The following is a 23619-nucleotide window of genomic DNA, read 5'->3' on the forward strand; positions in this document are numbered from 1 at the left end:
CATGACGAAAGGCAATGTTGATACCCAAATCCGTCCATTTCATTTGGCCATTCCTGTGAATAATCTGGAGCAGGCAGAAAAATTTTATGGAGATATACTCGGCTGCTCTCGTGGACGCCAAGACAAACATTGGATTGATTGGAATTTTTTTGGTCACCAATTGGTAACACACTTAGTTGAAAATATGCCAGATGTAGCGAACCCCAATGAAGTCGATAATCAATCCGTCCCTGTTCCACATTTTGGCGTCGTTTTGACCATGCAAAATTGGAAAACGTTAGCGCAGCGCATGCAAGAGCATCATATTGATTTTGTCATTGAACCTTATGTGCGATTTTCTGGACAACCGGGGGAACAAGCGACTATGTTTTTTCTAGATCCCAGTGGAAACGCGCTCGAATTTAAGGCGTTTAATGATTTGGAGCAATTGTTTGCTAAATAATCTTAAGCTGGCGCAGAGCCGCTTCAATATCTATGCCTATTCAAGTTTAGCCTTGTTGTTGATGTCTTTTAGCGTGCTAAGTGACACTAAACAATTTGGTGTGAAATTGGACAGTCAATTCAGATTCGATGATCGCTCCGGTTCTGATGAACGCTATCAGTACCGAATTCGTCTTTATCCTCATATGTATTTAGATAGTGAAAAACAGTGGAGCGTAAATGCGTTTGTAGCAACTGGAGAAGGCTTTTCTTCAAGCCACAATACAATTGATGATGGTTCATCTGATCACGCTTATCTAAGACGTTTTTATATGCGTTATGAAAATGGTGAAAACAAAACTGAATTTGGTGTGATCCCAACATATAAAGGTAGAGTGTCGTCGACTGGTTTATCCAAAGACGGCTTTATTGCCGGTGTTAGGCAAGTGACGAAAATGCAAAATGGTCGCTTGGAGTTGGTCGTAGGCGACCTAGATCAAACTCTTGCAAGAAACGCATTTAGTGATATCAATGATCTTAACTACGTGGAACTGGAATACTCTAGTGCTCTAAATAGCCAATTCAATTTTGAAATTAGCGCTGACCATGTTCTAAAGCAAAATTTTGTGCGCGGCGAATTACGATACGCACGAAACGCAGAAACTACCTATGCGTTCGAATTAATTAATCGTTTGAATAGCTCAGCTAATAAAATTGTCGTCAGTGTTCAGACGTCGTTTACACTTTTTGCGCAAAGTGCGGATCTATTTAGTTATTACGCTTATGCCAGTGACGACTTTGGTCAACGAATTGAATTAATCGAAGATTTTTTAGCGACAGGGCATGGCGTTGCGTTTGAATTAGAATCTAGTTTTGCGAGCAATTTTCCATTGGATTGGTTTGCAAAGTTTGAAGCGTTTGAAAACAATACTCGCATTCAGTTGGGAATTAAATACGGGTTTGACCTTTAGATAATTCCACAATGATGAGATCTGAGAATCTACTAGCCAAAAAATATCAGCTGTTTCCTATTAACTTGTTTTCTCAACTTTGAATTTTATTGTTTTGAGATAAAAGGCAGATTACGTAAACACAAAAAAGGTGAGTAAAAACTCACCTTTTATTATTGCCAATCATGATTATTGGTTTTTAGAAATATCCAATTCATTTTTGTGTTTCATGGTAACTTTGGCTACGTAATCATTATATTCGTACTTAGATACACGTTTGTCGCTGTTTTTGTCCATGTAGCCGAAATGATTTTCAATTTCGTGACCTTCTGCCTCAACTAATGATATGTAACCATCAGCGTCGTCATCTAGATCTGCAAACTCATTTTCTATTGGCTCTAAATCTTTTACTTCGGCATCTTCAGCTGAATTTGCTATCTCACTGTCAACAGCAACTTCACCCGCATGCATGTCCATGTATGCTTGATATTCCATGCGTGAAATCGAATTGTCTTTTTCACCGCCAGAAATACCATCTATTTTAGAAAAATGCTCCCAGATGTCATCGTCATCTGCTTCTTCTTGCGAAATGTAGCCATCGCTATCATTGTCTAAAGCTTCAAACGAACTACTAATTTTGTCTTTGTGATCTCCACCGGCAAAGGCTGGTGCAGCGAAAACAGCGGCGATTAAAATTGATAAGGTTAACTTTTTCATAATAACTCCTTAATTTTCCACTTAGTGGTAATACTTAATCCACACTCAACTCACAGTTTGATAATCATCTTCCATGCCATTTTAGAAAGTAAAGTAATTTCAGAAAGATAGGTGTAGGTAAGAAAAACAGCCGAAAAATTAAGGGAATTTTTTTCTCATCAAAATGAAAAATATTCACATTTTTTGAATCTGACTGGGTGGCCGAATTAGTTACTAGATCTTAAAACCTTGCTATCGAAGGTGAGTTGCTGAGGTGTTGTTTCGGTTTTTTGCAGTCTAATGCTGGTTTTTTTCGTTGCGGTATAACGGCCCGGTCTATGATTGACCGCAATTAGAATATTTAAAGTGATAGCACCTAAAACTGACAGCATCACTAAGTAGGGTTCAAACATTAATAGTGAAGAAAGTAGAATGATACAGTCGACTAGTAAACCAATGTTACCCGCTCGAACATTGAACCTATTTTGCAGATATAACGCCAATATGCCCAATCCACCTAAACTAGATTTATGTCTGAACATTATGAGTAAACCAACCCCAATCAACATACCTCCAACCAAAGCTGCGAAGACCGGCTCTAAGTTCGCGATTGTAATAAATTGATCCATGTATTCAGTCATCAATGACACCATAGTCACAGAAGTGAAAGTGTTGATTGTGAATCGCTTACCCAACTTAGTCCAAGCTAAGTAGTAGAATGGGATATTAACTGCAAAAAATACTGTACCAAAGTTAAATGACGTAAGGTGCGTGCCGATGATCGCGATTCCTGCTGTACCGCCTGTCAATAGACCATGAGTACTAAAAAATACAACGCCTAAAGATACGAATATGCCGGCACAAAAAAGCGCTAAGATGTCTTCGTAAAATCGGTGTGATGGGAATGGCATAACTGGCTGTGATCCTTTACTTGTAGTGCTTTAACAATTCGGCGCCAGTGTACCGGAAACTATGCAGCTTAAAAGGTTCTCGACTAGATGCGTTGTTGGATAATTAGGCTGCAAAGTATCGCAATCTTTACGACTCTTTACACGAAAGTGAACTGGGTGTTGATAAGATGTAATGACATGCATTCAGATTTCAAAATTGTCTCAAATCTACATGTTTTTGTCTCAGAATTTAAACTAAAAATGTCCCAATTTTGTAACTCTGTGTCCCAAAAGTTTATGTTGTTGCCTTTAGCTGATACGTTTTTTTAAGATCAGATGAAAACAAAAACTTGTCTCATTCGTTAAACAAAATGTCCCAAATCTAATAATGGTTTAAACTTATAGCAGCAATGTTTCTAGTAAACGCACATCAGTCTCAATTGCTTGCAAATGAAGTTTTTGGGCAAACTCTCTATACCTCACATCGTCTTTATCAAATGAACAGGAAGCGCCATTAGAATCAGTAAGATTGCCTTTTTCTCCAAATAGTATATTTTCGTTTTCGATATTGTATCTACCAAAATACTCATTTTCTTTTGGTGGTGTCCAAAAACTTTTCCAAACAAAATTGCTACATTCAATAATGGGGGTTTCTAGCAAAATTTGCGTAAAGCGTTCGTTTTGCAATAATAAATTAGAAACAGAGTTTTCTGATTTAGCTAGACTTCCACAGGATGTTTTTTGCCGCAATTTAGCTCGAAGTTTTGATACTTCAACTGGATATTTGTCTAAGTTGTCATGGATAACAAAACGACTATCAGATCTTTCTTTCATGTAGTTCACTAATTTTGCCATCTGTTTTGCGTTTAGAAATTTTATTGCCGTTGGGCCATGATAAATCGGAGTGATATGCGCAGGCACAGTGGCATCTTCCAATAAGTGTGCTAACGCTCCTACAAATAACAATTTATCGTTTAGTTTTTTGTTCTCATGGAAACCAACTAATGCTTCGTCCCATAAATTCGTCATAGATTGATTTATGTTTGCAACTTGTGCATGTTTTTGCTGTTTTGAATTGTAGAAGTGCCAGTTTCTTGTCCGAGTTTGAAAACTAAAGACGGAAGCGTTTTTTAGTAGCAGTCTGTCTCGAATATTCCAACCTAAACTTTTATCCATTGCCACATTACCTTGGATTAATCTTTTGGTAAAAATATTGATGTCTGGAATGGATTGTTTTTTGTCTTGGTGGCAAGAAAGAAACTGCTCGATTGCTAGCGAAAATATGAAGGCATGCCCCGTATTCGGCTCATAAGCATGTGTTTCGTTAATTTGCCCGAAGAATAAAAACAGCAAGGTACATACAATATATGGCTTGCTGTTGAAATCATTCAAAATGCTGGTCTTAAGCCTCATATTCGTCATCAAATATTTTTTCAATCGGTAAATTGAATAATCTAGCTGCCTTAAATGCTAAGGGCAAACTCGGATCAAATTTACCTTTTTCAATTGCGTTTATGGTTTGACGAGATACGTCCAACGCATCGGCTAAGTCTGCTTGAGTCCAGTCCTTTTCGGCACGTAAAACCTTTAGTCGATTTTTCACATATATCTCCTGTAACCAAGACCTACCGCAATGCCATAGCTAATACCCATAACAAACAAGATATTAGATGGGTTAGGCGAATGTGAAATAAGACGAACCGCTTCCAGCAAGCCGTAAATCGCGCCAAATACCATACTTATTCCTAAAGAAATTGCCATCGCTTCTAACTGAATTTTGCGTTGCATTTCATCCATACACATTAAATGGTATTTATTGGCCATTATCATCTTAAATCCACAAAAAAGATTAATGACTATGGCTACTAGAGTGAATGTAGTCGCAAAATCCCACAAGAATTTCGGGCCAAAAGCCACTAATGCCAGACTGAGAACCCATCCGAAAGTCCAGATGAAAAGCTTTTGTGTAGCCGATTTTGCACGTTGTTTTAGATTACTAGAATTACTTTCTGTCGCGTTCATATGTATACCCTCTTTGATATAAAGTAAATAACACTTTACTTTTTGTGAAGGTTAGTTGCTATTTTGAGTGGTGTCAAGTGTATTTTACAAAAAGTCTGGTCTTGATGATATCTTAATGATGGAAACCAACTAATGAATATTTAAACGAAGAAACGAGAAGGATGGAGAGAGTCTTGAGCTTGGTGGTTTTCATTCAACCACCAAGTTTATTGTTAAGGTGTGCTATAGAAGATGTTTAGTGTTGCACTGTCGTCGAATTAAATTTGTTACCAATTTCACCTGAATACATCATGGCCAGCGCTAGTCCCATAAATACAAAGCTGATATCACTGAACATTGCTTCCCAGGGATTCATTACAACCGGCCCAAAAATGGGATAACAAAAAATAACAAATATCGTCACTGACACGTATAAAATGCGACCCCAAGATTTAAACATAAAGGCACCTACTATGGAGATGGGTAATAATACGAGTAAAGTGAGTGACGCCATCAAAATTAAAATCGCTAAACCTGAGGACACTTCTTCATTTTCCTGCTGAGCTAAATACTCCAACAGCAGAGGTGGAAGGGTTGACTCGCTGAGGCTAAAACCGGCAATTACACTCAATATTTCGAGAATTAGCCCGCTGATTAAAATGACTCTGAAAAGTGAAGATATTTGCATTATATGTCCTTATATGGGGTCTTAATCGTTAACAATGTAATTTAAGTATGATTAATAACATGATTTTCATCAGATTTTTTACGAACAGTAACTATCGTTAAATTAAAGAGCAAGTAAAGTAACACTTCTAGTCTTAGGCTGTATTTTATTTTTTGCGCTAATTGAATTTTTATAGAGCACAACCGCTGGAGCTAACTGCACTAAAGTACTATAGCCAATTAACATTTTGTTAACTAAAAATAGACATTCGATTAATTGATGAGTGTCTACCATGAAATATATTTCTACTCTGGTTGTAATTTTACTGTCATTTACTGCTTTCAACACCTTGGCTAATAGTTGTAAAGACGCGGTTGTACTTGTGCATGGCAATACTGCGTCTCCTTCAAGTTGGGATAACACTTACGATTTGCTGTTGAACAAAGGTTATAGTCCGTCGGAAATATTTCGGCCAAATTGGGGATCTAAAAGTTGCGCGGTTTGCAATAATCATTCAGGGAGTGAAGAAACCCCTGTGCGTCAAGCGATCAATGCTGCGATAGCCAACTCTTGTACAGGTAAAATAGACGTTATCGGTCACTCAATGGGAGTGACGCTTGCAGCCCAGCAAATCTCGAAATTAGCGGTATCTAGTAGCGTAGATACCTTTGTTGGCATCGCTGGTGCTTTACGCGGGCTATGGTCGTGTGGCGTGTACCCGTACAATGTTTGGAATTCCACTTGTGGTTATTATGGCTTGTCGGTACAAAGCCCATTCCTTGATGGGCTTTATGGCACACCGCTAGGTGCTAAGGTATATTCGATTAAAAGCAATTTCGACCAAATAGTATGTAGCACTGGAGTGTGTTCAGTTGGAGGGGTTCACAGTAGCCGAATCTGGAATGAAAACGCTAGTTATACCTATGCTTTAGGTCATTTTGGTTTGCAAACTGATACATCAACTCAGCAATATAATTTAATTAAATAACCGCAAGATAAACGATTAAGCACGGGATTGAAAATCCGCGTGTCGGCGGTTCGATCCCGCCTCTGGGCACCATTCTCAGAAGCCTTGAACAATGTTCAAGGTTTTTTTTACCAAAAAAACTATCCCTACCAAAAAAATTCGCTCCTGATTCGGCGTGATGCTTATCGATTAGAACTTTCGCAGGGTCAGAAACGAAAAAACCGAGCTATGAACTCGGCTTATTCGTTGAAGGCATGGCCAGTTTCTACTGACAAACTTCAAATATGTAGTCGGCGGCAATCGACTAGATTTTCAAGTCAGCCCCACCCTAGCTGAGGGGAACTCTTTTGTCTAGAGAAACTGCAGGTTCTTCATTGGCCCTCCACAAACGCACCTGGCTTATCGTGTCTCACGTAACTTTCTGGATTAGAATCATGGGTTTGTTACCAGAAGTTTCAGGTGTAGGGCTAAAAATGGGGAGTCTGCTTATAGCCCAACGTGGAGCGAACTACCTACGGCATGTATAGAGCGACTGGCGTGGTACGAGAAAACTCGTCCTGACCACTACAATAAATATTGGCGAGTATGTCGTACATATGATTTGCAAACCTTGCATATCAGCTAGTGCATAAATCGCCTTTCGAGCAGCCTTGATTATAGATGGGTGAAGATTAATTTCAGGTTCGTCTATCAATAATATTTTTGAATTTTCATCTTGAATCTTCTTCGTGCCTTTTTTATATAAACCTTCGCTACACAGAGTATTGACCGCCGACCATAGGAATGCTCTTTTAATTCCAGTGCCTTGATGCTCTAAAGATGATTGGTATTTACTAGTTTTAATGAAGAATTTACTACCATCTTTGATTGCACTTAGGAAGCTAAGCCCATAAGTACGCCCGCTAATATATCTACTAATCTTACTGCAAAGTAGGAGAGATTCATTTACCTAATGCGATTGTAAGTCTGATTGTAGCGTTTAACTTTCATTGAACTATTTTCGATAATCGTTACTATTCGCATTTATTTCGCAATATGTGAACGCTATTTTGAAACTTTGGGTACGACGACTGCATCTTATTTTAGCGCTGGCGTGTGGGTTATTTATTACTTGCCTCAGTATCACCGGTGCGCTGCTAATTTATGCCAAAGATATCCAAACCTTTGTACAGCCAGAAAAGTGGACCATAGAGCCTCAAGGCTTTCTGTTACCGCTTTCCAGTATTGTGAGCTCGCTAGAAAACCAGACAGGTAAGAAAATCGAGCTTTTAATGCCCGAGTCAGACCCTGAGCTTGCTTGGCAAGCGAAGCTCAACAACGGCGAATATATAAGCGTAAACCCTAACTCGGCCGAAATACTTCATAGATACGATTATTACAGCACGTTTTATGGATTCACCATGGCTATCCATCGATGGCTGTTGTATCAAGATGGTGACAACGAAAGGCCACTTAGAAATTGGGTGTCAGTTAGTGCCTTGGTACTGCTTCTTGAAGTGATTGTGGGTTTTTATCTTTGGGTAAAGCCAAAAAATAGATTAAAACGTTTAGCGATTAAGCGCCGCGCCAAGTTTCGAATTCTCATGTATCAACTTCACACAGTGCTGGGCGTTTATTTGGCTATACCGCTGATACTCATCGCTTTTAGCGGCATGGCGTTTAATTGGACAAGCGCTACGCAGCAGGTGGTGGAAGCCGTTACTTTTTCAAAGGTCGAGACTAGGCCAGTTCCAGAGCCGTTATCTTACGACGCTAATATTGCTCCAGTGGCTATCGATGTGTCCTACCAAAATGCCATGGAGGTGTTTCCCAATGCGTCATTATTTCGCATTTATTTTCCTAAAAAGCCAAGTGAACATCTGGCGTTTAGAATGCAAAACCCAGGTGAAAGTCACGCCTACAGTTGGGTATGGGCAAACCCATCAAATGGGAAAATAACGGGTTATTACGATGCGTCAAAAGCGAATGTGGCGACGCTAGTTTGGAACTTCAAATACAAATTTCACATTGGTGATTTCGCAGGGCCAGTGCTTGAATTTATCTGGTTATTTATCGCATTACTCCCTGCGTTTTTTACGATAACAGGGTTTTATTTTTGGTATAAACGCCATTTCAAATGATGTGCTTCTAAGGCAGAGCGAAGTGCTTCAAATTCATCTCATCTATATTTCACTATCTAACGGTTACTATTGAATCTGGATAAGATAATAAGAATCATTCGTATTTCCTTTACATTGCGCATTTACATCTGTAGTATAACGCGCCTTTCCTAAACCTATTTCCTTTAAAGAGTTTTTATGTTTAAACCATCGCTTACGCTCATTGCCCTAGCCGTTAGTGCACCTTCCCTAGCTAATGACGCTCCAAAAGATATGGAGCGCATTATTGTTTCTGGAAGTCGAGTGATTGAAAGTATTGATGAAGTACCTGCGTCGATCACCGTTATTTCCAGAAAACAGATTGAAGATCACTTGAAGGTGAACCCTGAATTACAAAGCTTGTTAGCGCAGATGGTACCTGGCCTTGCTCCTGACACAGGTAGTTCAAGCAATACTGGCCAGTCTTTGCGCGGACGTGCTCCGCTTGTGATGATTGACGGCGTGCCTCAGTCTACGCCGCTTAGAAATGGTTCGTTAGGTGTGAAAACTATTGACCCTAGCGCGCTTGCTAGAATAGAGGTAATTAAGGGCGCTACGTCTGTTTATGGTAACGGGGCGTCGGGCGGTATTATTAACTACATTACTAAACAAGCTACTGCGCATGATACGCATCAAGGGCAGGTGAGTTTGTCATCACGTTTTAGCGCCGTGAAGCTTGAAGAATCAACTGGTGCGCGCATTTCAGGAGCGATTAACGGCAAGGTGGAGAATTTTGATTACCTCGTTACAGCCAGCTACGAGGAAAACGGCGTTCAGCGCGATGCAGAAGGCGACATTCTAGGTTTGCAGTACGGCTTATCAGACGCTGAAACGCAGAATTACTTTACCAAATTAGGTTACGACTTCGATCAAGAAAAACGTCTTCAGTTCAGCTACAACTACTTTAGCTCTCAACAAAAAACTGATTTGGCAGATGTTCCCGGAGACATTAACGAAGGCGTAAAAACCTACGCTATTCACGTACCAGAAGCTCTGCAAAAACGTGGGAAACCTCAGGGGCCTGATGGGAATGAGAACATCACCCTTAAATATACAGACAGTAATATCTTTGCAAACAGCGAAATGACACTCGATGTGTACACGCAGGATATTGAGAACGTATTTTTCTTTTCACCTAACTTAGCTAACCCAGATGAAGGCTACGAAGGTGGTCAGTCAATCATTCGCTCTGAAAAGCGTGGAGCTCGTGCGACATTTAATACTAACGTTGATTTCGATGGTGTTGAAGCCACGTTCATTTATGGTATCGATGCGCTGAAAGACACCACCTCACAGCCGCTGGTTGATGGGCGCGTGTGGGTGCCTGAAATGGAAATGGACAGCTTAGCTGGCTTTTTACAAACGAAGTGGGTTATTAACGACGACATTATCGTAAAGGCGGGTGTGAGAAGGGAAAGTATCGACTTATCGGTTGATGACTACGAAACATTGAAGCTGTGCCGTTCAGAGACTCAATGTTCTGTTCCCCTTCAAGTTAAGGGTGACACCATAGATTACGACGCAACCACTTATAATATTGCGATAAAGTACAACTGGAGCGACAGCTTTAGCCCGTTCTTCAATTACTCGCAAGGTTCAGATATCGCTGACATTGGTCGTCTACTGCGCGCTGCAACGGTAGATGATATAGGTCTTATTCAAACAGAAGCTTCTATCATCGATAACTACGAAGTGGGCTTTAGTTCTCTTTTCGACCAAGTACGTCTTGAAGTTGCTGCTTACAGAAGTACATCTGAATTAGGTACTACCAATAGTTTCAACGAGGCGACAGGTGTGTATGAGCCTGTACGTGCACCACAGGAAATTTGGGGTTATGAAGGCTTAGTGGACTACCGTATTTCAAAAACGCTCAACGTGGTAGCGACGTATAGTTACGTTGAAGGGAAAAATACTGAAGCTGACGTGTATCTTGGCTCTCGCCAAATTAGCCCACCCAAAGCAACGGCAAACGTAAATTGGAAGCCGTCTGACACCTTATCGCTAACGGTTAGTTATCTGTATGTGGGCGATCGCAAACGCTTCTCGCCAAATGCTGACGGCGACTATATTGGTGATCAGGGGCCTATATCGAGCTACAATATTGTTAACATAAGTGGACAGTACCAGTTCGCTGACAACTGGAACGCGTTTATGGGCGTCGAAAACCTGTTTAACAGCGACTACTATCCTGCTCGCGCTCAGTCGTATACCTATGGTGGCTACAATATTAAAGGGTTAGGTACCACTGCAACGCTTGGTGTCACTTACTCATTCTAACTAATACCACCTCGCCTAATGCAGGCGAGGTGTCTTTTCCTTGCCATAACTTTCAACGCCTCATAGTTGGTGAATTTCACCGTAATGCCGCTACTCTCTCCCGCTTTCAGCTTATTCGCGCCTTTTGCCCACGGTGTTGCTTCAACTTGGGCATTTAAGCCACTACAAGTTATCAAGACGTCTCAGTGCCCCGTGTGCTTGGTTTTGTTGATCACGGTGCGTGTCCATTAACAGCTGCCCATATCCTTGCTGTCCATCATGCTGGCCAGGTTCAAACTCTCGAATACCCCTTTCATACAATTCAACAACCTCTCCACGATCGTAACAAACTTCTCTTTTGGGGGGTATTTGGGATATTTGTTTTACTCTTTACGCCATGTCTGACTTGTTTCGATTTTTTAGGTTTCATACCGTGAGCTTCATCATTTTTTTCAGGTTTGCTGGGGAAGATGCTTACAAGTCCCTGATGTGAGATCATAGCGGCACAGTTAATCACATCCGCTAGTGTCCATGAGCCAATAATTTACCTTCGCCGATAGTGAATTTCTCAGCAAGTGCCGCTAAACCCTTAAAGAAATATTCTTATCCCGAATGGATAACCTGCTACCGCGGTCTCAATCGGTGGACGTGGCAGAGCCTTTTTATCCCAAGGCGGATAATGGTCGTCGCCTGTATCCGATGCCAACGATTTTTCGTATTCACTTGCAAAGAATTTGCAAAGTTTAATTTTTTAATTTTAAGCAACTGAAGATAAAAGATTTTTTAGCAAGCGTTACTTTGAAAAGAAAAGGCACCTCCAGAAAAATTCTAAAGATGCCTTATCGTTAGCTATAAATTGTCGTTTTTAAAGGAATTAAACCCGCTCAAACACGGTGGCAATCCCCTGGCCTAAACCAATACACATAGTCGCCAATCCAACGGATTTGTCATTAGCTTCCATCAGATTTAGCAAAGTAGTTGAGATACGCGAACCTGAACAACCTAACGGGTGACCTAATGCAATTGCACCACCGTTAAGGTTTACCTTGTCTTCGTATGTATCAATCCAGCCCAACTGTTTTATACATGACAAAGCTTGTGCTGCGAATGCTTCATTAAACTCGGCAAGTTCAATATCATCCATAGTCATACCGGCACGTTTAAGGGCTTTTTTGGTAGCCGGCACTGGACCAAATCCCATAATTGCAGCATCACAGCCAGCTACTGCCATAGAGCGGATTTTAGCTCTTGGTGTTAAGCCAAGTGCTTTGGCTCGTTCTGCAGACATCAATAACATCGCAGATGCACCGTCTGAAATCGCCGACGACGTACCCGCTGTTACGGTTCCATTTACCGGGTCGAATACAGGGCGAAGTGCAGCCATGGTTTCTACAGTAGAATCCGGACGAATTACTTCGTCAGCATCAATCAGCTTAAGTACACCATTAGCGTCATGACCTTCAGTGGGTACGATTTCATTCCAGCGACCTTCAACGTGTGCTTGATGAGCGCGCTGATGCGAGCGTGCACCAAAGGCATCTTGCATTTCACGGGTAATGCCGTTTTGTCTGCCTAACAATTCAGCGGTCATGCCCATGTTTCCAGAGGCTTTCGCTGTGTATTTCGCTAAGCCTGGGTGGAAATCTAAGTTAAAGTTCATAGGTACATGACCCATATGTTCAACACCACCGATCATGTATACATCGCCCATGCCTGTCATAATGCCTTTAGCAGCATCATGTAAGGCTTGCATTGATGAACCACATAAGCGGTTGACTGTGACCGCTGAAGTAGAGCGGGGAATCTGCGTTAACAATTGTGCGTTACGCGCTACGTTAAAGCCTTGTTCTTTAGTTTGTTGTACACAACCCCAAATGATGTCTTCAATTTCACTTGGATCGACATTTGGATTACGCGCTAACAATTGGCTCATTAAGTGTGCAGATAAGGTTTCTGCGCGCACATTACGGAAAATACCGCCTTTCGAACGACCCATAGGGGTACGAATGCAATCAATAACTACTACGTCTTTCATGTTTAGTCTCCTTGGGTCAGTTTAGGCTGAAAGTTCAAAGTAAGATTTACCCGATGCAGCCATTTCGCGTACACCATCAGTAATTTGGTAAATCGGACCTAAATGGGCGTATTTGTCTGCCAAGGCAACAAAATTACTTAACCCCATTGTTTCGATGTAGCGGAACACACCGCCTCTAAACGGAGGGAATCCTAAGCCGTAAAGCAATGCCATATCAGCTTCTGCTGCACTGCCAACAATACCTTCTTCAAGGCAGCGGATCATCTCGTTAGCCATCGGCACCATTAAGCGTGCAATGATTTCGTCTTTGTCGAATTCTTTTTCATCAGCACATACAGGTTTCAATAATTCATATGCTTCAGGCGCAGGGGTTTTGCTAGGGCGCCCACGTTTATCTACACCAAAATTATAAAATCCTTTACCATTTTTCTGGCCAAGACGCTCTGCTTTATATAAACAAGTTACTGGGTCGTCACCGATTTTTTGCATTCTTTCTGGTATGCCATCAGACATTACACTTGAAGCGTGATCCGCGGTATCCATGCCGACAACATCCAATAAATATGCTGGACCCATGGGCCAACCGAAGATTTTTTCCATGACTTTATCGACAGCCACGAAATCTGCTCCATCTAGGACCAGTTTACTGAAGCCTGCGAAGTATGGGAAAAGTACACGATTAACCAGAAATCCCGGGCAATCATTTACCACAATTGGTGTTTTACCCATTTTTAACGTCGCAGCCACAACTGTGTTAATGGTTTCTTCCGAGGTTTTTTCTCCGCGGATTATTTCAACCAATGGCATCTTGTGCACCGGATTGAAGAAATGCATACCGCAGAAACGCTCTGGTTTTTCCATATTTTCAGCTAACTGATTAATGGAAATTGTAGACGTGTTCGAACAAATAATGGCATCGTCAGCGACAACTTGTTCTGTTTCCTTCAGCACAATACCTTTAACTTTCGGATTCTCAACCACGGCTTCAATCACCAAATCGGCGTTTTTGATTGCCGAATAATCGAGAGTGGGGACAATATTATTTAGTGTTGCAGCCATTTTTGCCGCATCCACTTTGCCACGTTGCATGCCTTTACCTAGAATTTTAGCTGCTTCGCTTAATCCAAGATCAAGTGCTGGCTGTGCGATATCTTTCATTACCACTGGCGTGCCTTTCACAGCAGACTGGTAAGCGATTCCGCCTCCCATAATACCTGCTCCTAAAACGGCAGTTTGCTTAATTTCTTTGTTAGCGGCTTTAGCTTGTTTTTTGCCTTTACTTTTCACCAACTGATCAGCAAGGAAAATACCCACTTGCGCTTTGGCTTCATCAGATTTGGCTAATGTTGTAAAACCTTCATTTTCAAGTTTGAGTGCGCCGTCGCGGTCTAAACCAGCCGCTTTAGTGACGGTATCGACCATCATGTGCGGCGCTGGGTAGTGTTTACCAGCTTGTGCTGCAACCATGGCTTTTGCGGTAGAAAAGCTCATCATTGCTTCGTTTTTACCTAATGTCAGTGGCGCTTGTTTTAGCGTGCGTCTGGCTTTCCAATCGAACTTACCCGCAATAGCATCAACTAACATGCTCTTTGCTGCTTCAATCAAGTGTTCTGGAGCGACTACGCTATCGATTGCGCCTTCCGCCATAGCTTTTGCCGCTTTCCTGTCGCGACCCGTGGTCATCCATTCAAGCGCATTATCAGAACCAATCAGGCGAGGTAAACGTACTGTGCCGCCAAAACCAGGCATTAGTCCTAACTTCACTTCAGGCAAACCAATACTTGCAGTTGTATCAGCGACTCGCAAATCACATACCAGTGTCATTTCACAACCGCCACCAAGGGCAAACCCATTTATGGCTGCTATGGTTGGAAAGGGGAGATCTTCGAATCTATCAAATACTTGGGACGTTTTTGTAACCCAATCCAATACCTCGTTCTCAGGCATATCGAAAAGCTCTGTAAATTCTGTAATGTCTGCACCTACAATAAAAGTAGATTTAGCGGAACGAACCAGTAGGCCCTTCACTTCACTATTGTTGGTTAAAGCTTGAGTTACTTCGTCTAGTTCTTGAACGGTTTGGCGGTCAAATTTGTTTACCGAACCTTTTGCATCAAACACGAGTTCTGCAAGACCGTTGTCCAGTAGTTTCGCGCAAAGGCTGTTGCCTTCATAAATCATCGTTATCTCCTTTTTTAAGGCAGAATAATTGGCTGGTGTGGCTACATATATTTTATTTTAGTCACACACAGCCGATTAGTAGGGTAGTATTCTATTTTATTTCGTGTAATTTATTGCACTTAAGCAGCAAAGTGTTGTCGAACAACTCACAAAGCGCAACTCAAATCCGAATTCATATTAACATGTGGTCGGATCTCTATTATTCAAATTATTTATGCATTAATATTTTCTGAACAATGTATCTAATTACTTGCATAATTTTGCAGATATTTTATGGTTTGGAGTTATGAAGGTCGCAAAGTTTTTCTTTTTCCGCGTTACTCTAATTGTGTTGAACCTTGTTGGATTTACAATAGGATCCGTTCAAGCACAAAGTCAGGCGCCTGCAGTGGACGATACTTTGGCTCACCAGCGAAATGTGTTTAAAGCGCTGGAGAATATGCTGGCCAAACCAAATTCTGATGAATACAAACGATTACGAGCGCAGTTGCAAGGATATCCATTAGAGCCTTACATCGAGCAGATAACGCTTAAAACTTACCCTTATCTTGCTAATCAAGACAAAATCGATGCGTTTTTACGGACTCACGAAGGTTCTCCGTTGGATCGCCCTTTGCGTTATAAGTGGTTAACGTATCTTAAAAAGAAAAATCAAGCTGATTTGTTTATGCAGTATTTTCGACCCACTGCAAATGTAGAACTAACTTGCCAGTATTTAACTTATCAAATGGCAGATCCAAAAAATCATGACGAGGTTTTCAAACACGCCTCTGAGCTTTGGGTGGTGGGTAAATCACAGCCAAACGAGTGCGATCCTGTTTTCGATGCATGGACGAAAGCTGGATTTAGAACTAATGAACGGGTTTTAAAACGCTTGGCGCTTGCCGGAAACGGTGGCAGCCATACGTTACTCCCTTACCTAAAAACGTTGTTGCCAAAGGAGCAACAATATTTGGCTGACTTGTGGTTGCAAGTTCGCCGCGCGCCAAATTATGTGAGCAATCTTTCAAAGTTTCCTAAAAAATATCCAGAACTTGAATTGGAAATAATTGAATATGGGCTAGGACGCCTAATTTGGAGGGATGAAGATCTCGCCATTAAAACTTGGCAAGCAACCTTAAAAAAATTTGATGTAGCGCAAAGCAATCAATACGAACTAGCAGGGAAATTTGCAGTTGCGTTAGCTATTTCTGAACATAAAAATGCCGATGAATGGCTAGAAAAAGCGAGTTATGAAAAAGCGGATGAACAGCTATACCGCTGGCATTTGGCACATGTGTTGAAATCAGGAGATTGGCAACACGCATTGGAAGTGATAGAGCAAATGCCAGAAAAAAGCAGTTCAGGCCTTAGCGCAAAATACTGGCAAGCGAGAGCATTGGAAAAAGTCAATGCTATGGATAGTGCTAATCAAAATTATCAATGGTTAGCGCAACAACGACACTACTACGGGTTTTTAGCGAGCGGAAAGTTAGCACAACCTCCAACAATAGTAGATAAACCTTTAGAGTTTGATCAGCAGGCGCTAAGCACTATTGCTAATATGGACGCTGCAAAACGCGCCTATGAATTTTTACAATTAGGACGGTACCTTTCTGCGCGACGTGAATGGCTGCATTTACAATCGCAATTGGATCAGCAACAAAAGTTAGTGTCTGCTGTACTAGCAGATAGCTGGGGATGGCATGATAGGGCTATTTATGGCTTTTCCAATACCGGTTATTTAGATGATATTAAGCGTCGTTTCCCAATGGCCTATCGTAATGAACTAGTCAATCATTCAGAAGCTAATCAGGTGGATCCTGCTTGGGCATTTGCAATCGCTCGTCGTGAAAGTTCGTTTATGGCAGATGCAAATTCGAGTGCCGGTGCCAAGGGATTAATGCAGTTGTTACCAGGAACCGCACGATATTTGGCTAAAAAGCAAATTAAAACCAGTGTACTTTTTGACCCTGATACGAATGCTGGTTACGGAACACAGTATTTACGTTATTTGATGGATAAAATGGACAACAATCCAGTACTTGCTACTGCTTCTTATAACGCAGGGTGGCGGAGAGTTCAAAAGTGGATCCCCAAAGATCAAAGCGTGCCTATGGATGTGTGGATTGAAACAATTCCCTATAAAGAAACGCGCAACTATGTAAAAGCTGTGCTTGCCTATCATCAAATTTATGCTGCACAGCTGGGTAAAAACTCTCCCTTGTTTAATGAATTAGCAACAATGCAGTTGGGCGGTCAAACCCTATAACTGTGTTAATTGTTTTACAAATCCGAAGATGGCTTTTAGCGCTCTAATTGACTAAGCAGCTATCGAATATGGTAGTGTAACGCTATTAATAATAATTTTGATGAAGTCATAAAACTCTATGCAAATACTTTCTGATTTATACCCTACTCATATTCAAGAAATGCAAAAACGCACCAAAGAAGCATTATTACGTGAAGGTATAGATGGCTTAATTATCCATTCTGGTCAAAGTAAGCGTATGTTTTTGGATGACAATCACTATCCCTTTCATGTAAACCCGCAGTTCAAAGCTTGGGTTCCAGTGATTGATAATCCTAACTGCTGGTTAGTAGTGAATGGTGTTGATAAACCTAAATTGATTTTCTATCGTCCGAAAGATTTTTGGCACAAAGTACCACCTGAGCCATATGAATTCTGGGCGAAAGAATTTGATGTTGTACTCTTAACTCAGGCTGACGCAGTAGAAAAACATTTACCTTACGATAAAGATAAATATGCATATATTGGTGAATACTTGGAAGTGGCCAAAGCGTTAGGGTTTAACTTAGTTAATCCTGATCGAGTTTTGCATTATTTACATTATTACCGTGCGTATAAAACGGATTATGAACTAGAGTGTATGCGCGAAGCGAATAGATTAGCCGTGGCTGGTCACAGGGCTGCGGAACAGGCATTTAGAAATGGTTTGTCTGAATTTAGTATCAATCAAGCGTATTTAAAAGCCTTAAAGCAAACAGACAACCAAGTGCCTTACAACAATATTGTCGCGCTAAACGAAAATGCAGCAATATTGCACAATATGGATAAAGACGTTGACGCGCCTGAACATTCACGTTCCTTTTTAATTGACGCTGGTGCAGGATTTAACGGTTACGCAGCGGATATTACACGTACTTATAGCCAACAAGATGATCGTTTCGCTGAGCTGATCAAGGCGATGGATCAAGTAACATTAGAACTTGTAGATTTACTCAAACCGGGTGTTGCCTACACGGAAGTGCATTTGGCTGCGCACCAAAAAGTGGCTGAATTGCTAAATCGATTTAATATTGTCAATTTAACGCCAGAAGATATTGTTGAAAAAGGGATTAGTAAAACCTTTTTCCCCCATGGAATTGGGCACTTTCTAGGCTTACAGGTGCACGATGTTGCTGGTCACGTGGCAGATGATCGCGGCACACCTAATCCACCACCCGATGCGCATCCGTTTTTGCGTACTACAAGAATAATAGAGGCGAGACAGGTTTTCACCATTGAACCTGGTTTGTACTTTATTGATAGTTTATTGGCTGATTTACGCGCGACTGAACTTTCTAAATATCTGAATTGGGATGTCGTTGATAGCTTTCGGCCTTTTGGTGGTATCCGAATCGAAGACAATATTATTGTGCATCGTGATCGTAACGAAAATATGACGCGAGAGTTGGGGTTAAATTAACCCCAACAATGACTTGGCGATATTAGCGAATTGCTAAGCTGCACGTTCCACTGATATATGGGCTAAGCCGATTAATGCTTGCTTATAATCTGACTCGGGTAACGGTGCTAAAGCTTCGATTGCTTGCTCTGCTGCCTGTAAAGCTTTTTGCTTGGTGTAAGTCAATGAGCCAGTTTGTTCCATAGCGGCGAGTATTTTATCTAAGCTATCCATTCCATTGTTAATTTCAATCGCCTCTCTAATCAACGCTTTTTGTTGATCATTACCATGCCACATTGCATAGAGTAGCGGTAGCGTGGGTTTCCCTTCGGCTAAATCGTCACCCACATTTTTACCCATCTCATCACTATCGGCGGCATAATCGAGAATATCGTCTACTAATTGGAACGCGGTGCCTAGATAACGTCCATAATCCTGCATGGCTTTTTCAATTTCTGGTGATTGATTAGTTATCACTGCGGCAAGTAATGTAGCAGCCTCAAATAATCGCGCGGTTTTACTATAGATAACTTCCATGTAGCTTTCTTCACTGGTGTCGGGATCATTACAATTCATTAATTGCATGACTTCGCCTTCGGCGATGACGTTGGTAGCCGATGAAAGTATTTCCATAACGCGCATTCGTTTTAATTCGACCATCATCTGAAAAGAACGGGTATACAAAAAGTCACCCACTAATACGCTTGCTTGGTTTCCAAACACAGCATTGGCAGTTTCTCTACCACGGCGCATAGTTGATTCGTCAACCACATCGTCATGCAACAAAGTAGCGGTATGAATAAATTCGATGATTGCGGCTAGAGTATGGTGTTGTTGATTATCGATCCCCACGGCGCGCGCTGCTAAAACCGTGATCAGTGGCCGTATTCTTTTACCGCCGCTATTTACAATGTAGAATCCCAACTGATTTATTAATGCAACATCAGAATTAACTTGGGATTGTATTAGGGCGTTAACAGCTTGCATGTCTGGATCAGCAAGACGGCGTATTTTATTTAAGTCCATTATCGGCAAACTGGCTCATTGATAAGGTGTGTTAAGATGGGTGCAATTCTACATAAATACACAGATCTATCTAGTCAAGCGGGTGATTTATATGGCGGTTGATAAAAAATGCCATTAATTTATGAAATTAATTGCGATTTAGGCTTGCTACGATAGGTCAGTTCACGTACAATTCGCGCCCTGTTTTTGAATTGTAGCGCCGTGGGCGCAGAGCGGAGTTTAATATGTACGCGGTTTTCCAAAGTGGTGGTAAACAACACCGTGTGGCCGAAGGCCAAACCGTTCGTCTAGAGAAAATCGAAGTTGCACCGGGTGAAGCGGTTGAGTTCGATAATGTCTTGATGGTTAGTAATGGTGAAGATATAAAAATTGGTATGCCTTATGTTGATGGCGGCAAAGTAACTGCAGAAGTAGTTTCTCATGGCCGTGGCGACAAGATTAAAATTGTCAAGTTCCGTCGTCGTAAGCATTCTCGTAAGACCCAAGGTCATCGTCAGTGGTTCACGGAAGTGAAAATCACTGGTATAAACGCTTAATAGTAGGAGTACGAACTAATGGCACATAAAAAGGCGGGTGGTAGTACTCGTAATGGTCGTGACTCAGAAAGTAAACGTTTAGGTGTTAAGCGTTTCGGTGGTGAGTCAGTATTAGCTGGTAATATCATTGTTCGTCAGCGTGGAACTCGTTTCCATCCTGGAGATAACATGGGTATCGGTAAAGATCACACTCTTTTCGCATTGTCTGATGGCAAAGTAGAATTTGGTGTTAAAGGTCCTAAGAACCGCAAATACGTAAGCATCGTTGCAGAGTAAGACGAGCTAACATGTAAATTCAAAAAGCCCCGCTCATGCGGGGCTTTTTATTGCTAGAGAAAAAAATAGGGGCGGAGTATTATATCCTTCGACCTTTATATGTTTAATCGAGGTGTCAGATGAAATTTGTAGATGAAGCTGAAATACGTGTTGAAGCCGGAGATGGCGGCAATGGCGTTATCGGTTTTCGCCGCGAAAAATACGTTCCCCGAGGTGGCCCAGACGGTGGAGATGGCGGTGATGGCGGCAGTGTTTATCTGGTAGCTGACGAAAATCTCAATACCTTGATCGACTTTCGTTTTGAGCGTTTTCACCGAGCAGAACGTGGAAAAAATGGGCAAGGAAGTGATTGTACAGGTAGAGCTGGCGAAGATTTAGAATTGAAAGTGCCAGTAGGGACAAGGGCTACAGACAAAGATACTGGTGAAGCTTTAGGTGATTTAACCAAACACGGTATGCGATTGAAAGTGGCCCAAGGTGGCTTTCATGGTTTGGGTAATGCGCGCTTTAAAAGTAGTACTAACCGTGCACCAAGACAAAAATCTAATGGTACGCCGGGTGAAATTCGTTGGTTAAGCTTAGAGCTTATGTTGCTTGCTGATGTCGGTTTATTAGGGTTACCTAATGCTGGAAAATCTACCTTTATCCGTTCGGTTTCATCTGCTAAACCGAAAGTAGCTGATTATCCGTTTACCACATTAGTTCCTAATTTAGGCGTAGTAAGACAAGACTCTCAGCGTAGCTTTGTGATTGCAGATATACCGGGATTGATTGAAGGTGCAGCAGACGGCGCAGGTTTAGGTATTCGCTTTTTGAAGCATCTTGAACGTTGTCGTGTATTGCTGCACATGATTGACTTGCTACCTGCAGATCAATCAGATCCGGTAGAGAATGCAAAAGCAATAATTGGCGAGCTTGAAAAATACAGTCCTAAATTAGCTGCGAAACCGCGCTGGTTAGTGTTTAACAAAATCGATTTGTTACTTGAAGAAGAAGCAAAAGAAATTTGTGACAGGGTGATTGAGGCTTTAGATTGGGATGGACCTAGTTTTCAAATATCAGCATTCCAAAAGAAAAATACTGACGAAATTTGTCGTGAGGTAATGAATTATTTAGATACCTTGCCTAACGAAATGGAAGATTTAGAAGAGTCTCAGGAAGAAATTAATTTCAAGTGGGATACTTATCATGGCCAAACTGAAGCAGATCATCTAGATGATGACGATGATTTTGATGACGACGATGATGACTATGATGTAGAAGTGGTTTATACCCGCGAATAATAATTCATTGCGTAACAATGGGTATTTCGCACTGAGCGCCTGAATTCATTTCAGGCGTTTTTGTTTGCATTTGTAAATCGCTTTTACTGCGATCTAGCTGCTCATCATTTGGAAATTTATTCAAAGCATAATCCATAATATCTTCGCTCTGACTTGTACATCCCGCGCCCGCTAAAGCATAGGCGTAGTTATTTAAAAACGGCACTTGCTCTTTGCCTGCTTGCCATCCTGCATAAAACCATTTGTTAGCTTGTTGGTAATCTGACTCTGAGTAATAGTTGGCAAGTAAAAAATAGGCTAACCATTGGTTTGGCCATTGTTTTGTGGCAGCCTTTAGATTTTCCAAACCAGCCTCAGTTTTGCCTGTCTGCAACATATCAAAGGCAGCACTCACATATTTAAATGGATCTAATTCTTGATGCGTTAACCCCGTAGGAAGTGGGATTAAATACCAATAATTTCCTCTTTGCCACAAACGCTCAAACAACTCGAATGACATGCTGTGATTTTCAGTTAAACCAGTATGTAATTGAATGGTTTGTGAGCTCAGATCGTAGCCAATAACCACAGCGTAATGCCACATTGGGAGCAAAGAAATAGACTGGTTTTGAAATACAATGACAGGTACATCTTGGTCGATAGAATACAGTAATTGTTGAAGCGTTCCTTTGCCTGAATACGCTAGAAAGTCATACTGCCTAGTCGCTGAGATCATTTCTAACTGTAAACTTCCTTCTTTTTCTGGAATAAATAACTTTGGTGCGATGTCTTCGGCTGTCACTGCGGTGCCATAATAGTTGAAAACTTCAGATAGAGTCGTTGGACCACAATAAAAGGCTTGCTGTGGATAAAAAGGAACGTCACGAATATGCTTCTGGCTAGCTATATCTGTAGGAGCCGACAGCTTTAAGGCGTCTGCTTGAGGAGTTGATTGGCAGCCAGCAAGCAGCACTAATGCTAGTATACAACTGAGCCGCACAATCAACTTACAAAGTCTGTCGACTTGCATCCTGGATGTTAGCTGTTAATAGGACGAATGAACGGATATACGTCTGTTACACCTAGCACATCTAAGACAGCAATTACCGCGAGCACAGTGACTATGGTGCCAACAATTCCACCTGCAGGTGCTTCATTTAATTGGGTATTGTACTGGTTAATTTCTTCATCAGTCATGGCATTAATTCTGGCAATCGCATCTTCTTGATTCACACCTAGTTTTACCAGTCTGTCTTGTACCTCTTCACGATCAAACATAGATATAATTTGTTGTTTATTATACTGAGTCGCCTGAGTTTGCATGACACTATTTGAACTAATCGCTTCTGCGTGGGTTAATCCGCTAAATAGGGTCATTGCCATTAGGCTTGAGATAATTAATTTATTTAATTTCATGTGGATACTTCCTTTACGATTAAAAATCTTTGTCAGAAGTGGCAAAGCAAAAATTGAACCAAATAACTAGAACCCCCTATTCACACCCGCTTTAGCGCTCTTTTCATTGTTTTGAGATCAATTTACGGACGTCAATTGTCCAAATTTTTTATAACTTGTGTAACTATTACAAGACACAATGACAAGACCCATACCGATTTCTAAAAGTGCTATTATGCAAAACATTCTTTTGTG

Annotated in this window: 23 protein-coding genes and 1 pseudogene; 12 read left to right on the forward strand and 12 right to left on the reverse strand. The window is 41.3% G+C overall.

What is annotated here, in order from left to right; genetic code table 11:
- Position 1 precedes the first annotated feature (1 nt).
- Both GLIP_RS20075 and GLIP_RS20080 read left to right on the forward strand, forming a co-directional pair.
- Positions 2-442, forward strand: coding sequence for a VOC family protein (locus tag GLIP_RS20075; protein WP_008846551.1), 441 nt, complete (start codon positions 2-4; stop codon positions 440-442).
- Complete coding sequence (locus tag GLIP_RS20080; RefSeq protein WP_008846552.1) at positions 432-1391, forward strand: hypothetical protein; 960 nt, start codon at positions 432-434, stop codon at positions 1389-1391. Before GLIP_RS20075 ends, GLIP_RS20080 begins: the two co-directional genes overlap by 11 nt.
- 168 nt (positions 1392-1559) lie before the next feature.
- Here GLIP_RS20080 and GLIP_RS20085 read toward each other — a convergent pair whose 3' ends face one another.
- From GLIP_RS20085 to GLIP_RS20110, 6 genes are all read right to left on the reverse strand, one after another.
- A complete protein-coding gene (locus tag GLIP_RS20085; protein WP_008846553.1) occupies positions 1560-2087 on the reverse strand; it encodes an EF-hand domain-containing protein in 528 nt (175 codons plus the stop codon).
- A gap of 206 nt (positions 2088-2293) precedes the next feature.
- Positions 2294-2977, reverse strand: coding sequence for a YitT family protein (locus GLIP_RS20090; protein ID WP_008846554.1), 684 nt, complete (start codon positions 2975-2977; stop codon positions 2294-2296).
- 378 nt (positions 2978-3355) lie between these two features.
- Positions 3356-4393, reverse strand: a complete 1038-nt coding sequence (locus tag GLIP_RS20095) for a hypothetical protein (protein ID WP_161602062.1) — start codon at positions 4391-4393, stop codon at positions 3356-3358.
- On the reverse strand, positions 4359-4559 hold the full coding sequence (locus GLIP_RS20100) for a helix-turn-helix transcriptional regulator (RefSeq protein WP_008846557.1): 201 nt from the start codon (positions 4557-4559) through the stop codon (positions 4359-4361). Before GLIP_RS20100 ends, GLIP_RS20095 begins: the two co-directional genes overlap by 35 nt.
- Entirely contained in the window at positions 4556-4978 is a 423-nt protein-coding gene (locus GLIP_RS20105; RefSeq protein ID WP_008846558.1) for a hypothetical protein, read from the reverse strand. The genes GLIP_RS20100 and GLIP_RS20105 overlap by 4 nt, the downstream gene beginning before the upstream one ends.
- Positions 4979-5213: 235 nt before the next feature.
- Complete coding sequence (locus GLIP_RS20110) at positions 5214-5645, reverse strand: hypothetical protein (protein ID WP_008846559.1); 432 nt, start codon at positions 5643-5645, stop codon at positions 5214-5216.
- A gap of 271 nt (positions 5646-5916) precedes the next feature.
- Here GLIP_RS20110 and GLIP_RS20115 point away from each other — a divergent pair, with 271 nt between their 5' ends.
- Together GLIP_RS20115 and GLIP_RS22005 are read left to right on the forward strand one after the other, a co-directional pair.
- The gene (locus GLIP_RS20115; protein ID WP_008846561.1) at positions 5917-6612 is read left to right on the forward strand and encodes an esterase/lipase family protein; all 696 of its coding nucleotides are present in this window, start codon (positions 5917-5919) and stop codon (positions 6610-6612) included.
- A gap of 326 nt (positions 6613-6938) precedes the next feature.
- A complete protein-coding gene (locus tag GLIP_RS22005; protein ID WP_153886386.1) occupies positions 6939-7118 on the forward strand; it encodes a hypothetical protein in 180 nt (59 codons plus the stop codon).
- Here GLIP_RS22005 and GLIP_RS21780 read toward each other — a convergent pair.
- The gene (locus tag GLIP_RS21780) at positions 7100-7510 is read right to left on the reverse strand and encodes an AAA family ATPase (protein WP_322786229.1); all 411 of its coding nucleotides are present in this window, start codon (positions 7508-7510) and stop codon (positions 7100-7102) included. The genes GLIP_RS22005 and GLIP_RS21780 overlap by 19 nt on opposite strands.
- Positions 7511-7640: 130 nt before the next feature.
- Here GLIP_RS21780 and GLIP_RS20120 point away from each other — a divergent pair, with 130 nt between their 5' ends.
- The 3 genes and pseudogenes from GLIP_RS20120 to GLIP_RS22375 form a co-directional block, all read left to right on the forward strand.
- Entirely contained in the window at positions 7641-8711 is a 1071-nt protein-coding gene (locus tag GLIP_RS20120) for a PepSY-associated TM helix domain-containing protein (protein ID WP_040523767.1), read from the forward strand.
- Positions 8712-8888: 177 nt separating this feature from the next.
- A complete protein-coding gene (locus GLIP_RS20125) occupies positions 8889-11006 on the forward strand; it encodes a TonB-dependent receptor (protein ID WP_008846563.1) in 2118 nt (705 codons plus the stop codon).
- Positions 11007-11531: 525 nt separating this feature from the next.
- Positions 11532-11708, forward strand: a pseudogene (locus tag GLIP_RS22375) (IS5/IS1182 family transposase); the annotation flags it as partial.
- 151 nt (positions 11709-11859) lie between these two features.
- Here GLIP_RS22375 and fadA read toward each other — a convergent pair.
- The gene (gene fadA / locus GLIP_RS20135; protein ID WP_008846565.1) at positions 11860-13020 is read right to left on the reverse strand and encodes an acetyl-CoA C-acyltransferase FadA; all 1161 of its coding nucleotides are present in this window, start codon (positions 13018-13020) and stop codon (positions 11860-11862) included.
- A 21-nt stretch (positions 13021-13041) separates the two neighbouring features.
- Positions 13042-15201 carry a fatty acid oxidation complex subunit alpha FadB gene (gene fadB / locus GLIP_RS20140; RefSeq protein WP_008846566.1) on the reverse strand — a complete coding sequence of 720 codons (2160 nt, stop codon included), beginning with the start codon at positions 15199-15201 and terminating at the stop codon, positions 13042-13044.
- 286 nt (positions 15202-15487) lie between these two features.
- Between fadB and GLIP_RS20145 the strand changes: the two genes are divergently transcribed.
- Positions 15488-17452, forward strand: a complete 1965-nt coding sequence (locus GLIP_RS20145) for a lytic transglycosylase domain-containing protein (protein WP_153886387.1) — start codon at positions 15488-15490, stop codon at positions 17450-17452.
- Positions 17453-17570: 118 nt separating this feature from the next.
- The gene (gene pepQ / locus GLIP_RS20150) at positions 17571-18890 is read left to right on the forward strand and encodes a Xaa-Pro dipeptidase (RefSeq protein ID WP_008846568.1); all 1320 of its coding nucleotides are present in this window, start codon (positions 17571-17573) and stop codon (positions 18888-18890) included.
- A gap of 33 nt (positions 18891-18923) precedes the next feature.
- Here pepQ and ispB read toward each other — a convergent pair whose 3' ends face one another.
- Positions 18924-19895, reverse strand: coding sequence for an octaprenyl diphosphate synthase (ispB, locus tag GLIP_RS20155; protein ID WP_008846569.1), 972 nt, complete (start codon positions 19893-19895; stop codon positions 18924-18926).
- Positions 19896-20119: 224 nt separating this feature from the next.
- On the opposite strand from ispB, the gene rplU reads away from it, so the two are divergent.
- From rplU to cgtA, 3 genes are all read left to right on the forward strand, one after another.
- Positions 20120-20431 (forward strand): 50S ribosomal protein L21, encoded by a 312-nt coding sequence (gene rplU, locus GLIP_RS20160; RefSeq protein ID WP_008846570.1) that lies wholly within the window; start codon positions 20120-20122, stop codon positions 20429-20431.
- Between the two features lie 18 nt (positions 20432-20449).
- The gene (gene rpmA / locus GLIP_RS20165) at positions 20450-20707 is read left to right on the forward strand and encodes a 50S ribosomal protein L27 (protein ID WP_008846571.1); all 258 of its coding nucleotides are present in this window, start codon (positions 20450-20452) and stop codon (positions 20705-20707) included.
- 119 nt (positions 20708-20826) lie between these two features.
- Positions 20827-21990 carry an Obg family GTPase CgtA gene (gene cgtA / locus GLIP_RS20170; RefSeq protein ID WP_008846572.1) on the forward strand — a complete coding sequence of 388 codons (1164 nt, stop codon included), beginning with the start codon at positions 20827-20829 and terminating at the stop codon, positions 21988-21990.
- A 4-nt stretch (positions 21991-21994) separates the two neighbouring features.
- Here the strand turns inward: cgtA and GLIP_RS20175 are convergent, their stop codons facing one another.
- The gene (locus tag GLIP_RS20175) at positions 21995-22999 is read right to left on the reverse strand and encodes a PA2778 family cysteine peptidase (RefSeq protein ID WP_052155026.1); all 1005 of its coding nucleotides are present in this window, start codon (positions 22997-22999) and stop codon (positions 21995-21997) included.
- An 8-nt stretch (positions 23000-23007) separates the two neighbouring features.
- Positions 23008-23385, reverse strand: a complete 378-nt coding sequence (locus GLIP_RS20180) for a PA2779 family protein (RefSeq protein WP_008846574.1) — start codon at positions 23383-23385, stop codon at positions 23008-23010.
- Positions 23386-23619 lie beyond the last annotated feature (234 nt).

The sequence above is a fragment of the Aliiglaciecola lipolytica E3 genome, assembly GCF_000314975.1.
GTDB classification, from domain to species: Bacteria; Pseudomonadota; Gammaproteobacteria; order Enterobacterales; family Alteromonadaceae; genus Aliiglaciecola; species Aliiglaciecola lipolytica.

Bases quoted from the DNA above. Each gene is read 5' to 3' on its own strand.
- rplU (WP_008846570.1), top strand. From the start codon at position 20,120: ATGTACGCGGTTTTCCAAAGTGGTGGTAAACAACACCGTGTGGCCGAA.
- GLIP_RS20075 (WP_008846551.1), top strand. From the start codon at position 2: ATGACGAAAGGCAATGTTGATACCCAAATCCGTCCATTTCATTTGGCC.
- GLIP_RS20085 (WP_008846553.1), bottom strand. From the start codon at position 2,087: ATGAAAAAGTTAACCTTATCAATTTTAATCGCCGCTGTTTTCGCTGCA.
- GLIP_RS20180 (WP_008846574.1), bottom strand. From the start codon at position 23,385: ATGAAATTAAATAAATTAATTATCTCAAGCCTAATGGCAATGACCCTA.
- GLIP_RS20145 (WP_153886387.1), top strand. From the start codon at position 15,488: ATGAAGGTCGCAAAGTTTTTCTTTTTCCGCGTTACTCTAATTGTGTTG.
- GLIP_RS20175 (WP_052155026.1), bottom strand. From the start codon at position 22,999: ATGCAAGTCGACAGACTTTGTAAGTTGATTGTGCGGCTCAGTTGTATA.
- rpmA (WP_008846571.1), top strand. From the start codon at position 20,450: ATGGCACATAAAAAGGCGGGTGGTAGTACTCGTAATGGTCGTGACTCA.
- GLIP_RS20125 (WP_008846563.1), top strand. From the start codon at position 8,889: ATGTTTAAACCATCGCTTACGCTCATTGCCCTAGCCGTTAGTGCACCT.
- cgtA (WP_008846572.1), top strand. From the start codon at position 20,827: ATGAAATTTGTAGATGAAGCTGAAATACGTGTTGAAGCCGGAGATGGC.
- GLIP_RS20115 (WP_008846561.1), top strand. From the start codon at position 5,917: ATGAAATATATTTCTACTCTGGTTGTAATTTTACTGTCATTTACTGCT.
- pepQ (WP_008846568.1), top strand. From the start codon at position 17,571: ATGCAAATACTTTCTGATTTATACCCTACTCATATTCAAGAAATGCAA.
- GLIP_RS20110 (WP_008846559.1), bottom strand. From the start codon at position 5,645: ATGCAAATATCTTCACTTTTCAGAGTCATTTTAATCAGCGGGCTAATT.
- GLIP_RS20105 (WP_008846558.1), bottom strand. From the start codon at position 4,978: ATGAACGCGACAGAAAGTAATTCTAGTAATCTAAAACAACGTGCAAAA.
- GLIP_RS20090 (WP_008846554.1), bottom strand. From the start codon at position 2,977: ATGCCATTCCCATCACACCGATTTTACGAAGACATCTTAGCGCTTTTT.
- ispB (WP_008846569.1), bottom strand. From the start codon at position 19,895: ATGGACTTAAATAAAATACGCCGTCTTGCTGATCCAGACATGCAAGCT.
- fadA (WP_008846565.1), bottom strand. From the start codon at position 13,020: ATGAAAGACGTAGTAGTTATTGATTGCATTCGTACCCCTATGGGTCGT.
- fadB (WP_008846566.1), bottom strand. From the start codon at position 15,201: ATGATTTATGAAGGCAACAGCCTTTGCGCGAAACTACTGGACAACGGT.